General features: G+C 69.5%; 14 protein-coding genes. 11 read left to right on the top strand and 3 right to left on the bottom strand.

Annotation, left to right across the window (positions count from 1 at the left end; translation table 11 throughout):
* Positions 1–57: 57 nt before the first annotated feature.
* Together Pph01_RS17830 and Pph01_RS17825 are read right to left on the bottom strand one after the other, a co-directional pair.
* On the bottom strand, positions 58–630 hold the full coding sequence (locus Pph01_RS17830; RefSeq protein ID WP_204074231.1) for an isochorismatase family protein: 573 nt from the start codon (positions 628–630) through the stop codon (positions 58–60).
* 77 nt (positions 631–707) lie between these two features.
* Positions 708–1,991 (bottom strand): nicotinate phosphoribosyltransferase, encoded by a 1,284-nt coding sequence (locus tag Pph01_RS17825; protein WP_204074230.1) that lies wholly within the window; start codon positions 1,989–1,991, stop codon positions 708–710.
* Positions 1,992–2,030: 39 nt separating this feature from the next.
* On the opposite strand from Pph01_RS17825, the gene clpS reads away from it, so the two are divergent.
* The 5 genes from clpS to Pph01_RS17800 all read left to right on the top strand — a co-directional run bounded on the left by clpS (position 2,031) and on the right by Pph01_RS17800 (position 4,750).
* Positions 2,031–2,318 (top strand): ATP-dependent Clp protease adapter ClpS, encoded by a 288-nt coding sequence (gene clpS, locus Pph01_RS17820; RefSeq protein ID WP_239116796.1) that lies wholly within the window; start codon positions 2,031–2,033, stop codon positions 2,316–2,318.
* A gap of 36 nt (positions 2,319–2,354) precedes the next feature.
* Positions 2,355–2,879 (top strand): DUF2017 domain-containing protein, encoded by a 525-nt coding sequence (locus Pph01_RS17815; protein WP_204074228.1) that lies wholly within the window; start codon positions 2,355–2,357, stop codon positions 2,877–2,879.
* 9 nt (positions 2,880–2,888) lie between these two features.
* The gene (locus tag Pph01_RS17810; protein ID WP_204074227.1) at positions 2,889–3,302 is read left to right on the top strand and encodes a M67 family metallopeptidase; all 414 of its coding nucleotides are present in this window, start codon (positions 2,889–2,891) and stop codon (positions 3,300–3,302) included.
* A gap of 212 nt (positions 3,303–3,514) precedes the next feature.
* Positions 3,515–3,793: a MoaD/ThiS family protein gene (locus Pph01_RS17805; RefSeq protein WP_204074226.1), complete on the top strand. Its 279-nt coding sequence runs from the start codon at positions 3,515–3,517 to the stop codon at positions 3,791–3,793.
* A 9-nt stretch (positions 3,794–3,802) separates the two neighbouring features.
* Entirely contained in the window at positions 3,803–4,750 is a 948-nt protein-coding gene (locus tag Pph01_RS17800; protein WP_204074225.1) for a PLP-dependent cysteine synthase family protein, read from the top strand.
* A 70-nt stretch (positions 4,751–4,820) separates the two neighbouring features.
* Here Pph01_RS17800 and Pph01_RS17795 read toward each other — a convergent pair whose 3' ends face one another.
* Positions 4,821–6,422, bottom strand: a complete 1,602-nt coding sequence (locus Pph01_RS17795) for a DUF3352 domain-containing protein (protein WP_204074224.1) — start codon at positions 6,420–6,422, stop codon at positions 4,821–4,823.
* A gap of 169 nt (positions 6,423–6,591) precedes the next feature.
* Between Pph01_RS17795 and Pph01_RS17790 the strand changes: the two genes are divergently transcribed.
* The 6 genes from Pph01_RS17790 (at position 6,592) to Pph01_RS17765 (ending at position 12,260) form a co-directional block, all read left to right on the top strand.
* Positions 6,592–7,386, top strand: coding sequence for a thioesterase family protein (locus Pph01_RS17790; RefSeq protein WP_204074223.1), 795 nt, complete (start codon positions 6,592–6,594; stop codon positions 7,384–7,386).
* A 190-nt stretch (positions 7,387–7,576) separates the two neighbouring features.
* Positions 7,577–8,404 (top strand): glutamate racemase, encoded by an 828-nt coding sequence (murI, locus tag Pph01_RS17785; protein ID WP_239116795.1) that lies wholly within the window; start codon positions 7,577–7,579, stop codon positions 8,402–8,404.
* Positions 8,401–9,153, top strand: a complete 753-nt coding sequence (locus Pph01_RS17780; RefSeq protein ID WP_204074222.1) for an MBL fold metallo-hydrolase — start codon at positions 8,401–8,403, stop codon at positions 9,151–9,153. The genes murI and Pph01_RS17780 overlap by 4 nt, the downstream gene beginning before the upstream one ends.
* A 5-nt stretch (positions 9,154–9,158) precedes the next feature.
* Entirely contained in the window at positions 9,159–9,887 is a 729-nt protein-coding gene (gene rph, locus Pph01_RS17775; RefSeq protein ID WP_204074221.1) for a ribonuclease PH, read from the top strand.
* Positions 9,884–10,516, top strand: coding sequence for an RdgB/HAM1 family non-canonical purine NTP pyrophosphatase (rdgB, locus tag Pph01_RS17770; RefSeq protein ID WP_239116794.1), 633 nt, complete (start codon positions 9,884–9,886; stop codon positions 10,514–10,516). The genes rph and rdgB overlap by 4 nt, the downstream gene beginning before the upstream one ends.
* A gap of 46 nt (positions 10,517–10,562) precedes the next feature.
* The gene (locus tag Pph01_RS17765) at positions 10,563–12,260 is read left to right on the top strand and encodes a molybdopterin-dependent oxidoreductase (RefSeq protein ID WP_239116793.1); all 1,698 of its coding nucleotides are present in this window, start codon (positions 10,563–10,565) and stop codon (positions 12,258–12,260) included.
* The last annotated feature ends 30 nt before the right edge of the window (positions 12,261–12,290 follow it).

Raw genomic sequence — 12,290 nt, 5'->3', positions numbered from 1 at the left:
TCCGGCCGGGTCAGGCGAGCGGGGGGAGTCCCGCAGATCCGTCGGTGCGGGCGGCGGTCAGGGCCGCACCACAGGGGTGCCGACGAGTTCCACTCCGGCCGCTGAGAGCTCCCTCAGGGCCCGGTCGGTCGTGTCCCGGGCGACTCCGGCCGTGAGGTCGAGCAGGACCCGCACGGTGAAGCCGTCGCGGACGCCGTCGAGCGCGGTCGCCCTGACACAGTGATCGGTGGCGATGCCGACGACGTCCAGGGCCTCGACGTCGTGCCGGGTGAGCCACTCGCGCAGGCCCACGCCCGACGGGTCGGTGCCCTCGAACCCGCTGTAGGCGCCCTCGTGCGCGCCCTTGCTGAAGACCGCCTCCACGGCGGAGGTGTCGAAGTCGGGATGGAAGTCGGCTCCTGTGGTGCCCGCGACGCAGTGGGCCGGCCAGGTGTCCACGTAGTCGGGCTTGGCCGAAAAGTGGCTTCCCGGGTCGATGTGCCGGTCGCCGGTGGCCACGACGTGGTCGTAGGCGTGCCGCCGCGTGTGCCGGGTGATCGCGGCGGCCACCTCGGCGCCGCCGTTGACGGCGAGGCTGCCGCCCTCGCAGAAGTCGTTCTGGACGTCCACGACGACGAGCGCGGTTCTCATGCGGTCTCCTCACGGCGAGGGAGGGGCGCCGGCGTGACACTCACGCGCCGGCCTCGATGTGATCGGTTGAAGACGGGTCAGTTGAAGACGGTGGGGACGGCGGGATCGCCGGGCGAGAGGCTGTGGGCGGCAGGGGGCAGTTCGGCCAGCATGGCGCGGTGCCGCTCGCGGGCGGCCTCCAGGGACTCCCGGCCGACCGCCTTGCCCTCCCGGACCAGCTCGGCCAGCAGCGGCCTCCCGACGGACTCGACCGGCGCGCCCGTGACGATCTCGGCGGTGGCCGTCCCCCCGGCCGTAGCCCGATAGGCCCACTTGCGGCCGCCCTTGCTCGGCTTGCCGACGGACCGCTTGGCCACCGGCTGCAGCCGGCCCGAGGCGTCCTCCCGGGCGACCAGCTTGTAGACGAGGTTGGCCGTCGGGCATCCGGAGCCGGTGACCAGGGCGGTGCCCACGCCGTACCCGTCGACGGGGGCCGCGGCGAGGGCGGCGATCGAGAACTCGTCCAGGTCGCCGGTCACGATGATCCTGGTGTTCTCGGCGCCGTACGCGTCGAGCGCCCGCCGCACGTCCAGGGCCGCCACCGCCAGGTCGCCCGAGTCGATCCGCACGGCGCCGAGGTCGGATCCGGCGAGCTCCACGGCGGTCCGTACGGCCTTCGCCACGTCGTAGGTGTCCACCAGCAGGGTCGTGCTCATTCCGAGGGACTGGAGCTGGGCGCGGAAGGCGTCCTCCTCCGAGTCATGGAGCAGGATGAACGCGTGGGCAGCCGTTCCCGCCGTCGGCACGCCGTAAATCTGGCCCGCGCGGAGGTTGGAGGTCGAGGAGAAGCCGCAGAGATAGGCCGATCTGGCCGCGGCGACGGCGGCGATCTCGTGGGTGCGCCGGGAGCCCATCTCGATCAACGGCCGGTCGCCGGCCGCGTGGGTCATTCGCGACGCGGCGGACGCGATCGCGCAGTCGTGGTTGAGGATCGACAGGACGATGGTCTCCAGCAGCACGGCCTCGGCGAACGTGCTCTCCACCACCATGATCGGCGAACCGGGGAAGTAGGCCTCGCCCTCGCGATAGCCGTACACATTTCCGGAGAACCGGTAATCGGCGAGAAACGCCAGAGTCGGCTCGTCGACGATGCGCGCCGCACGGAGGAAGTCGAGATCGGATTCCTCGAACCGGAACTCCTCCAGTGCGTCGAGGAAGCGCCCCATCCCCGAAACCACCCCGTATCGGCGCCCTCCGGGCAGCTGCCGGGCGAACACCTCGAAGACCGCCCGCCGATGCGCCGCGCCGTCGGCCAGCGCGGCCTGGAGCATCGTCAGCTCGTAATGATCGGTCAGCAGGGCAGAGCCCGCGGTCGTCCGCACGTGTCGAAGACTACGACCGGCGTGGTGCAGGATGGTCCTGTGGGTAGCACCGCTCCGGCCGAGGTCGAGCGTCCGTCGTCGGACGTGCGGCCTGACGTGCCCTGGCTGACGATCGTCTGGAACGACCCGGTCAATTTAATGTCGTATGTCACATACGTCTTTCAAGCGGTGTTCGGCTACCCGCGGGAGAAGGCGGAGAAGCTGATGATGGACGTCCATCACAAGGGCAGGGCCGTGGTCGCCAGCGGCGCCCGCGAGGAGATGGAGCGGGACGTCCAGATCCTGCACTCCTACGGCCTGTGGGCCACCGTGCAGCGGGACTCCTGACGTGGCGGGCGCTTCGAACGGGCGGGAGCCGGGCCGATGAGCACGGGTTTCAGGGCATCGGGCAAGGGCGTGTCCGTGAAGCTCGACGTCGGCGAGGTATCCCTCCTCGTCTCACTGGTCTCCCAGATCCTCGATCTGGTGGAGCCGGGCGCGACGGGCGACGACCCCATCGAGCGGGCCCTGGGCATCGGCTCGCCGGAGGAGCCGTCGGATCCGGTGCTGGCCCGGCTGTTCCCTGCGGCGTACGCGGACGACGACAAGGCGGCGGGGGAGTTCCGCCGGTACACCGAGGCGACCCTGCGTGACGGGAAGCGGGCCGACGCCACGACCTTGCTGGAGACGGTCGAGCCGGGGAAGGTGCAGCTCACCGCCGAGCAGGCCCAGGCCTGGCTGCGGGCGATCAATGACGTGCGGCTCGCGCTCGGCGTCCGGCTGGAGGTGACGGAGGAGGTCCACGAGGAGATCGCGGGCATGTCCGAGGACGATCCGCGTTATCCGGCGTTCGTGACCTACGACTGGCTGACCTACCTGCAGGACACCCTTGTCCGGGCCCTTTGGTAGTTTTCCCGCATGCTGACGATTTCACGTGAGCTGGTCGACGCCATCGTCGCTCACGCGCGCGAGGACCACCCGGACGAGGCCTGCGGCGTCGTGGCCGGGCCGGAGGGGTCCGACCGTCCCGAGCGGTTCGTCCGGATGGAGAACGCCGAGCGGTCCCCGACCTTCTACCGGTTCGACTCCCACGAGCAGTTCCGGGTCTGGCGCGACATGGACGACCGCGATGAGGTGCCCGTGGTGATCTACCACTCGCACACCGCGACCGAGGCCTACCCCTCGCGTACGGACGTCAGCTACGCCTCCGAGCCTGACGCCCATTACGTCCTGGTCTCCACGGCCTCCGAGGAGCAGCAGTTCCGCTCCTACCGGATCCTCGACGGCGTCGTGACCGAGGAGGACGTGAAGATCGTCGAGGCCTACGGATAGACTTTCTGCCATGCCTCGTGACGACATCCGTACCGCGTCGTCCCTCGCTGCCCTGCAGAGGTTTCTTTTCGCGCACACCCCCTCCGTCGTCGTCTACGACTGTCGCTGACAATCCCGTCTCCGGACGGAATCCCGTCCCGCCTGACCATGTTCCAATCAGGTGGGTGTCCAGCATCATGACGACGACCACTGATCAAGGAGACTGAGCCGCGATGGCCATCGAGGTTCGCATTCCGACCATCCTGCGTAGCTACACGGGCGGAGCCAAGGCCGTGGACGCCACGGGCGCCACGCTCGCCGACCTGATCGGCGACCTGGAGGAGCGCCACCCGGGCCTCAGGGAGCGCCTGGTGGACGACGCCGGCCTGCGCCGCTTCGTCAACGTCTACCTGAACGACGAGGACGTCCGCTTCCTCGGCGGGCTGGGCACGCCGGTCGCCGACGGCGACACCGTGACGGTGCTGCCCGCCGTCGCCGGCGGCGCTCGCTAGAGGCGCGCGATGCGCTTCGACTCGCTGATCGACTCGGTGGGGCGCACACCGCTCGTCGGGTTGCCCCGGCTCTCGCCGTCCGACGACGTGCGGATCTGGGCCAAGCTCGAGGACCGGAACCCCACCGGGTCGATCAAGGACCGTCCCGCCCTGTGGATGATCGAGCAGGCGGAGAAGGACGGCCTGCTCACGCCCGGGTGCACGATTCTCGAGCCCACATCGGGCAACACCGGCATCTCACTCGCGATGTCGGCCCGCCTCAAGGGCTACCGGCTCATCTGCGTCATGCCGGAGAACACCTCGGAGGAGCGCCGGCAGCTCCTGCGCATGTACGGCGCGGAGATCATCTCCTCGCCGGCGGCGGGAGGGTCGAACGAGGCCGTCCGGGTCGCCAAGGGCCTGGCCGCGGAGCATCCCGACTGGGTGATGCTCTACCAGTACGGCAACCCGGCGAACTGGCGGTCGCACTACGAGACGACCGGTCCGGAGGTCCTCGAGGACCTGCCGACGGTGACCCACTTCGTGGCCGGGCTCGGCACCACGGGCACCCTGATGGGCGTCGGGCGCTACCTGCGCGAGCACGTCCCCGGCGTGCAGATCGTCGCCGCCGAGCCGCGATACGGCGAGCTGGTCTACGGCCTTCGCAACGTGGACGAGGGCTTCATCCCCGAGATCTACGACGAGACCGTGCTGACCACGCGCTACTCGGTGACGTCGGCGGACGCGTTGCGCCGGACCCGGGAGCTGCTGGCCGTCGAGGGCATCTTCGCGGGCATCTCGACGGGGTGTGCCCTGCACGCCGCGCTCGGACTGGCACGCAAGGCCGCACAGGCGGGGGAGCGGGCGGACATCGCCTTCATCGTCGCCGACGGGGGCTGGAAGTACCTGTCCACCGGAGCCTACGAGGGCACTCTCGACGAGGCCGAAGACCGCCTCGACGGCCAACTCTGGGCGTGATCATGCACGGATATGCTACGGCCCCGGTGTGTGATCGGCGATCACACACCGGGGCCGCGGCGTACCGAGGTCAGTTGAACAGGATGCGCAGGGTCATCTCGGTGCTCCCCGCGTAGCTCCCGCTCAGCCCGACCGCACGCAGCACCTGGAGGTTGGCCTTCTCCTCGCCCTTCAGACCGTCGAGGTAGAGCGGCTCGAGCTTGTCGAGGTCGACGTACATGGCGTAGGTGGCCTTGTCGGCCTCGGGAATGGCCAGCTTGAAGGACTCGCTGTCGCCGAGGGTGCCCTTCGTGCCCAGCTTGTCCGCGTACGCCTGAGTGCTGGCCACCACGAGCTGCCCGTCGCCGGGCTTAATGGCGAGCTGAACCGGGGCTCCGGAGCCGGCGAGGACGCCCTGCAGCTTGGCCACGATCCCCTGCGCCTTGACCGGGTCGGTCGTGAGGACGGCGCCGACGTTCGGCTGCTGCGCGTCGAGGCCCTCCTGGTCGAGGGCGATCGTGAGGCTCTTGCCGAGCAACGTGACGACGTCGTCCGGGATCGAGATGCCGTAGAGCTGCTGGAACTGCTCGAGGCTCTTGGTGAAGACCTGGCCGTCAGGGTTCGCCTGCGCCGCCTTCTGGATCACCGGCCACTGCTTGGCGAAGCCGTCCCCGAGGCCGGACAACGACACGGCGCCCACGGTCGAGGCCGGCAGCTCCGCGATCTTGACCGGCTGTGCGTCGATCTGGGTGGGCTTGCCGCCCCTGGTGATCCCCGCCAGCTCGGCATAGTCGTCGTCGAACCGGAGGGCGCCGGCGAACCGTGTGCCAGTGATCGACTGCAGCATCGACGTGTCGAGGCCCTGGGTGCTGCCTGTCGCCTCGAGCATCTTGCCGATGTTCACCCAGAACGACATCACGCCGGGCTCGCCGACGGCCGCGGTGTCACCGCCGAATTCGGCGTTCTGCGACAGCGTCGCCGCCTTGGCGTACCCGTCCGCCTCCGCCTGGGTCTGTGCCAGGATCGCGTAGCCATCGCGGAACGCCAGGCCGTAGTCGTCCCCCGCGGCCAGCTTGGCGATGCCGTCCCGGGCCGCGGCCTCGTCCTTCACCTGTACGGCGGCGGCGACGCCGGGCTCCTTGCCTTTTCCGCCGGGAGGCAGGACGGCCAGGCCGGCGCGGTCGCCGAGCCACGGCTCGACGTCCTTGGCGTAGTCGACCTTCGACAGATCGGGGGAGTCGCCCTTGATGGCCTCGAAGAGGGCCTTGCGCGGATCGTCGTCGCTGAGGGAGTCCTTGATCCCCGGGAACTTCCGGCCGATGGCCAGCAGGGCCACCTTCTGGTTGGCCGCGGGGTCGAGGTCCAGCCGCACGTAGGCGATGGCGTTGCCGGGCAGCACGTCCTGCGGCTGCGTTCCCCCACCGTTCAGCTGCGAGAACGCCCAAACGCCGCCGCCGCCGAGGATGAGGACGAACAGGGCCGAGACGGCCGCGATCAGCCAGCCGCGTCCGCGCTTCGCCGGTGCGTTGTCTGGAACGTTGAACCCGAGTTCCTCGGCCGAGCCGTACGGCAACTGCCGGGTGTGCGCGTCGTTCGTGGCCGCCTGCCATGGCTGCGGCGTCCGGTGTTCGATGGTCCGGTCAGGGTCTGGATTCTCCGGGAATGAAGCGCCCGGAGGAGTTTCGGCAGACATAGTTCACGCCCCGTATGTACTTTTTAGATGATCTACATAATTATGCCGGGCAAATAGAGAAAGCCTGGTCAATAAGTTGATTGCGTCACATATTCGTGACAAGGCGTGGACCTCCGCTAAAGTACTCACTAGAACAAGGTTCGGTTGAGGCTTTCGTGCGAGGAGCGTTGTGACCAAGTTCGATGAGGCGACGCAGGCGATCCGGGTCGACGACACCACCTACGACGTGTGTCTCGACGACGGCTATTCGATCGGCGGGCCGCTGAACGGGGGGTACCTGCTGGCGGCCGTCCTGCGGGCCGTGGTGGACGAGTCGCCGCACGAGCATCCTGTGTCGACGAGCGCCCAGTTCCTCCGGGCGGCGAGTCCCGGGCCGGCCACGGTGAAGATCGAACGGCTCAAGTCGGGCAGGACGGCCACGATGACCCGCGCGACGCTGGTGCAGGACGGCAGGCCTTTCATCGACACGCTGGTGACGACGGCGACGTTGGACCCGGCCGCCGCTCCGGAATGGACAGGTGAACCGGCAAACCCGATGCCTGATTTGTCGGAATGTGTGCAACTTCCGGATCCCAAGCCGGAATCGAACATGAATCTGAACGCGCAGATGGAGTTGCGATTCGATCCGCCGACGATCGGCTGGCTGGCCGGAGAGCCGACGGGACGGCCGGAGTCGCGGGCCTATTTCCGGATGGCGGAGGCGCAGGACCCCGACCCGTTCGTGCTCGCGCTCGCCGTCGACGCGCTGCCGCCGGTGGTGTTCTCGGCGGGGGCGAGGGGGTGGGCGCCCACGGTGGAGTTGACGTGGCATCTGCGCGCGCTGCCGGCCCCCGGATGGCTGACCCTCCTGGGCAGCGGAAGGCTGATCAGCGACGGCTGGTTCGACGAGGACGTCGAAGTGTGGGACTCGGCGGGCCGCCTGGTGGCCCAGTCTCGCCAGCTCGCGAGGGTCGGTCGAGGCTGACCCTTCCGTACGGCATGGCCTGGACGTCTCGAATCCGTGCATGATCACGCCGGGTTGGGCTGTTCAGGGGGCCAGTCACCGAATCTGTGCATGATCACGCCGAGGACGGTGCATGATCACGCCACGGAGAAGGGGGTTGTGAGGATTCTTACCGTGAGTGGCAGTGCATGATCCCCTAACCTTGGGAAGCGTGCCGGACAACAGCAGGGCGATCGGGATCTTCGACAGCGGCGTCGGCGGGCTGACCGTCGCCCGGGCCATCCTCGACCAACTGCCCCACGAATCGATCTTCTACGTGGCCGACACGGCGCGGCAGCCGTACGGGCCCAAGACCATCGCCGAGGTCCGGCGGTATGCCCTCGAGGTCATGGACCACCTGGTCGAGCACGATGTCAAGATGCTGGTGATCGCCTGCAACAGCGCCACCGCCGCTGTGCTCCGGGACGCCAGGGAGCGTTACCGGGTCCCGGTCGTCGAAGTGATCCAGCCCGCCACCCGCCGGGCCGTGCGGGCGACCAGGAACGGCAGAGTCGGCGTGATCGGCACGCGGGCTACCATCGAATCGATGGCCTACCACGACGCCTTCGCCGCCGCGCCGCACGTCGAACTGGTGGGGGTCGCGGCTCCGCTCCTCGTGGAATTCGTCGAGCGGGGCGAGACGATGAGCGACGAGCTCATCGACGTCATCCGCGGCTATCTGAAACCGATCCAGGACGCGGGCTGCGACACCCTCATCCTGGGCTGCACGCACTACCCGCTACTCACGGGCGCCCTGTCCTACGTCGCGGGAGACGCGGTCACCCTCGTGTCGAGCGCCGAGGAGACCGCCAAGGACGTCTACCGTGTCCTGCACGACCGGGGGCTCGCCAGCGGGGCCGGCGAGCCGCTTCACCGCTTCGCGGCGACGGGCGACACCGTCCTGTTCGAGGAGCTCGGGCAGCGGTTCCTCGGCCCGGAGATCCAGGCGGTCGAACTCGCGCCGGTCGGCGACGAGTCCGACATCGGGAGGTCGGCGTGAAGTTGACGATCATCGGGTGCTCGGGCAGCTTTCCCGGCCCGGACAGCCCTTCGTCGTGTTATCTGCTGGAGGCCGAGGGGTTCCGGCTGCTCCTCGACTTCGGGAACGGCTCCCTCGGCGCGCTGCAGCGCCATCTGGGGCTCTACGACGTGGACGCCATCTGCCTGTCGCACCTGCACGCCGATCACTGCCTCGACATGTGCTCCTACCACGTCGTGCGTACCTACTCACCCGACGGGCCGCTGCCGAGGGTGCCCGTCCACGCCCCCGCGGCGGCGTCCCAGCGGCTCAACGCGGCCTACGCCATGCCCGACGAGCCGGTCATGGAGAAGTCCTTCGACTTCGCGCGGCTCTCGCCCGGCACGCGGAAGATCGGCCCCTTCGAGGTCACGGCCGCGCTGATGAACCACCCCGTCGAGACCTACGGCTTCCGTGTCACCTACGGCGGCCGGTCCGTGGCCTACTCCGCCGACACCGGGGAGTCCGCCGAGCTCGTCAAGCTGGCCCACGACGCCGACGTGCTGCTGTGCGAGGCCTCCTTCATCGACGGCCCGGATCTCACGCCCGGCCTCCATCTGAGCGGACGGCAGGCGGCAGAGCACGCCGCCCGTGCCGAGGCCCGCAGCCTTGTCCTCACCCACCTCGTCCCCTGGAACGACCAGGAGACTGTGCTGGCCGACGCCTCACGCGGCGGTTTCACCGGCCGGATGGAGCTGGCTCGGAGCGGCGCCGTCTATGACCTAGGGTGACCCCTATGGCTCGTTCAGATGGACGTCGTCCCGATCAGCTTCGCCCCGTGACCATCACCCGGAACTGGCTCGCGCACGCCGAGGGTTCCGTGCTCGTCGAGTTCGGCGGCACACGGGTGCTGTGCGCCGCCTCCGTGGAGAGCGGAGTGCCCCGATGGCGCAAGGGCAGCGGCCTCGGCTGGGTGACGGCCGAATACGCGATGTTGCCCCGCGCGACCAACACGCGCGGTGACCGTGAGTCGGTCCGCGGCAAGATCGGCGGCCGGACCCACGAGATCTCACGGCTGATCGGCCGCTCGTTGCGGGCCTGCGTCGACTACAAGGCGCTGGGGGAGAACTCGGTCATCCTCGACTGCGACGTCCTGCAGGCGGACGGTGGCACGCGGACGGCCGCGATCACCGGGGCCTACGTCGCGCTCGCCGACGCCGTCGCCTGGATGCGCAAGCGCAAGATGTGCCCGGGGGACCCGCTGGTCACCTCGGTCGCCGCGGTCTCCGTCGGCATCATCGGCTCGGACCCCATGCTCGACCTCTGCTACACCGAGGACGTCAAGGCCGAGACCGACATGAACGTGGTGATGACCGGCGGCGGCGACTTCGTCGAGGTGCAGGGCACCGCCGAGGGCGCGCCCTTCGACCGGGCGATGCTGAACGGCCTGCTCGACCTGGCCGCCGGCGGCTGCGCGGAGCTGACCCGCCTTCAGGCCGAGGCGCTCGCGGCGGCGACCAAGTGAGCGGCGACCGAGTGGGCGGCGACCAAGTGACCAAGGTGGTCCTGGCGACGCGGAACGCCGGCAAGATCGTGGAGTTGCGCAGGATCCTTGAAGAGTCCGGCCTGCGGATCGATCTCGTGGGGCTCGAGGCCTTCCCGCACATCGCCGACGTGGCCGAGACGGGGCTGACGTTCGCCGAGAACGCGCTGCTCAAGGCCCACGCCGTCGCGTCCGAGAGCGGTCTGCCCGCGATCGCCGACGACTCGGGGCTCTGCGTCGACGCCCTGAACGGCATGCCGGGGATCTTCTCCGCCCGCTGGTCCGGATCCCACGGGGACGACATCGCCAACCTGTGGTTGCTCCTGGCGCAGATCTCGGACGTCCCTGACGGCCGCCGCCAGGGTCACTTCGCCTGTACGGCCGCGCTCGCGCTGCCGTCGGGCGAGGAGCACGTGGTGGAGGGGGCCATGCACGGCCACATCATCCGTGAGCCGAGGGGCACCAACGGCTTCGGGTACGACCCGATCTTCGTCCCGGACGGCGAGAGCCGTACCACCGCGGAGATGTCGGCCGACGAGAAGGACGCGATCAGCCACCGGGGCCGGGCCTTCCGGGCGCTCGTGCCGGTCATCCAGGCGATCGTTCTGTAATCCACCCGTAAGACCTGCCGACGCGGGCGGGGCGTAGCGTTCGACTGTGAAAACGGACGACGGCGGCTCTCGCCTGCCTCGGTGGGTGGCGGCCGTGATCGGGGTCGTCGCGGGAGCGGTGGCGCTCGGCGTGGCCCAACTGGTGGCCGGACTGACCAACGCGAGCGCCTCGCCGGTGATCGCGGTAGGCGGCGCATTGGTCGACCAGACCCCGGCCGCGCTCAAGGAATGGGCCATCAGGACCTTCGGGTCCAACGACAAGGTGGTCCTGATCACCGGCATCGTCGTGGTGCTCGCTCTGATCGCCGCGGGTCTCGGTGTGCTCTCCCGGCGGCGGATCGGGTACGGCATGACGGGGCTGCTGGTGTTCGGCCTCGTCGGCGCGGGGGCCGCGGCCACCAGGCCGGACTCGGGGCCGTTCGACATCCTGCCCTCCCTGATCGGCGTGGGCGCCGGATCGTGGGCGCTGTCCCTGCTGTTCCGCCGGGTGGAGCGCAATGACTGGGACGACCTTCCGGAGGAGTATCCGGTCGCCGATGCAACGCCGGCGGTGACGACCGGAGCGGAGCCCGAGGCCCGACCGGCGGGCGAAGGGGACAGCGGCAGGAGCGAGCCGATCGCCCGGCCGGCCGAGATGCCGCCGGTGATGCGGGCGGGCGACGACCTCTACACGTTCGACCGCCGGCGGCTGCTGACCGGTGTGGTCGTGGGGGTGGGAGTCGCCGGAGTCGCCGGGTTCGGCGGGAACCTGCTCGCGTCCTCCAGGGATGTGGACGTCGCCAGGCGGACCGTCGCGAAGACCCTGCCGCGGCCCACCGTCCCCGCCAAGCCCATTCCGGCGGGAGCGGATCTGCGCATCAGGGGCCTGTCGCCCTTCGTCACGCCCAACCGTGACTTCTATCGGGTGGACACCGCCCTGGTCGTCCCCTCGGTCGATCCCGCCGACTGGACGCTGAAGATTCACGGGCTGGTCGACAAGCCGGTCGAGCTCACCTTCGACGATCTGCTCAAGCGGCCGCTGATGGAGGCGGACGTCACGCTGACCTGCGTGTCCAACGACGTCGGCGGGCCGTACGTGGGCAACGCCCGCTGGCTCGGCGCACGACTGGCCGACGTGCTCCGCGATGTGGGGATCAGGCCGGAGGCCGACATGTTGCTGAGCGTCTCGCAGGACGGCTTCACGTGCGGCACCCCCGTCGACGTCGTCATGGACGGAAGGGACGCGCTGCTCGCCGTCGCGATGAACGGGGAGGTGCTGCCGGCCGCGCACGGGTTCCCCGTTCGTCAGGTCGTCCCGGGGCTGTACGGATACGTGTCCGCCACCAAGTGGATCACCGAGATCAAGGCGACGCGGTTCGACCAGGACGAGGCCTACTGGACGCCGCGAGGCTGGGCCCCAATGGGCCCGATCAAGACGGAGTCCCGGATCGACGTCCCGCGAGGCGGCGACAGCATCCCGTCGGGCCCGACCACGATCGCCGGAGTCGCCTGGGCCCAGCACAAGGGGATCTCCGCGGTGGAGGTCCAGATCGACGGAGGCGAATGGCGTGAGGCCAAGCTCGCCGAGGTGAACGGCCCGGACACGTGGAGGCAGTGGTCGATCGAGGTGCACCTTCCCCCGGGAAGGCGGGTCATCGCGGTGCGGGCGACCGATGCGAGCGGTTACACGCAGACGCCGAACTACGCACCCCCCGCTCCCGACGGGGCGAGCGGGCACCATGCGATCGAGATTCAGGTCGACTGAACCCGGACGAACCCGGGCGAACACTGTGTA

The sequence above is a fragment of the Planotetraspora phitsanulokensis genome (assembly GCF_016863295.1).
Lineage (GTDB): Bacteria > Actinomycetota > Actinomycetes > Streptosporangiales > Streptosporangiaceae > Planotetraspora > Planotetraspora phitsanulokensis.
This window is presented reverse-complemented; position numbering and strand designations above follow the sequence as displayed.

Coding starts and splice junctions, on each gene's coding strand:
- Pph01_RS17830 (WP_204074231.1), bottom strand. CDS start 630: ATGAGAACCGCGCTCGTCGTCGTGGACGTCCAGAACGACTTCTGCGAG.
- Pph01_RS17815 (WP_204074228.1), top strand. CDS start 2,355: ATGAGCACGGGTTTCAGGGCATCGGGCAAGGGCGTGTCCGTGAAGCTC.
- Pph01_RS17805 (WP_204074226.1), top strand. CDS start 3,515: ATGGCCATCGAGGTTCGCATTCCGACCATCCTGCGTAGCTACACGGGC.
- Pph01_RS17800 (WP_204074225.1), top strand. CDS start 3,803: ATGCGCTTCGACTCGCTGATCGACTCGGTGGGGCGCACACCGCTCGTC.
- rph (WP_204074221.1), top strand. CDS start 9,159: ATGGCTCGTTCAGATGGACGTCGTCCCGATCAGCTTCGCCCCGTGACC.
- Pph01_RS17810 (WP_204074227.1), top strand. CDS start 2,889: ATGCTGACGATTTCACGTGAGCTGGTCGACGCCATCGTCGCTCACGCG.
- Pph01_RS17795 (WP_204074224.1), bottom strand. CDS start 6,422: ATGTCTGCCGAAACTCCTCCGGGCGCTTCATTCCCGGAGAATCCAGAC.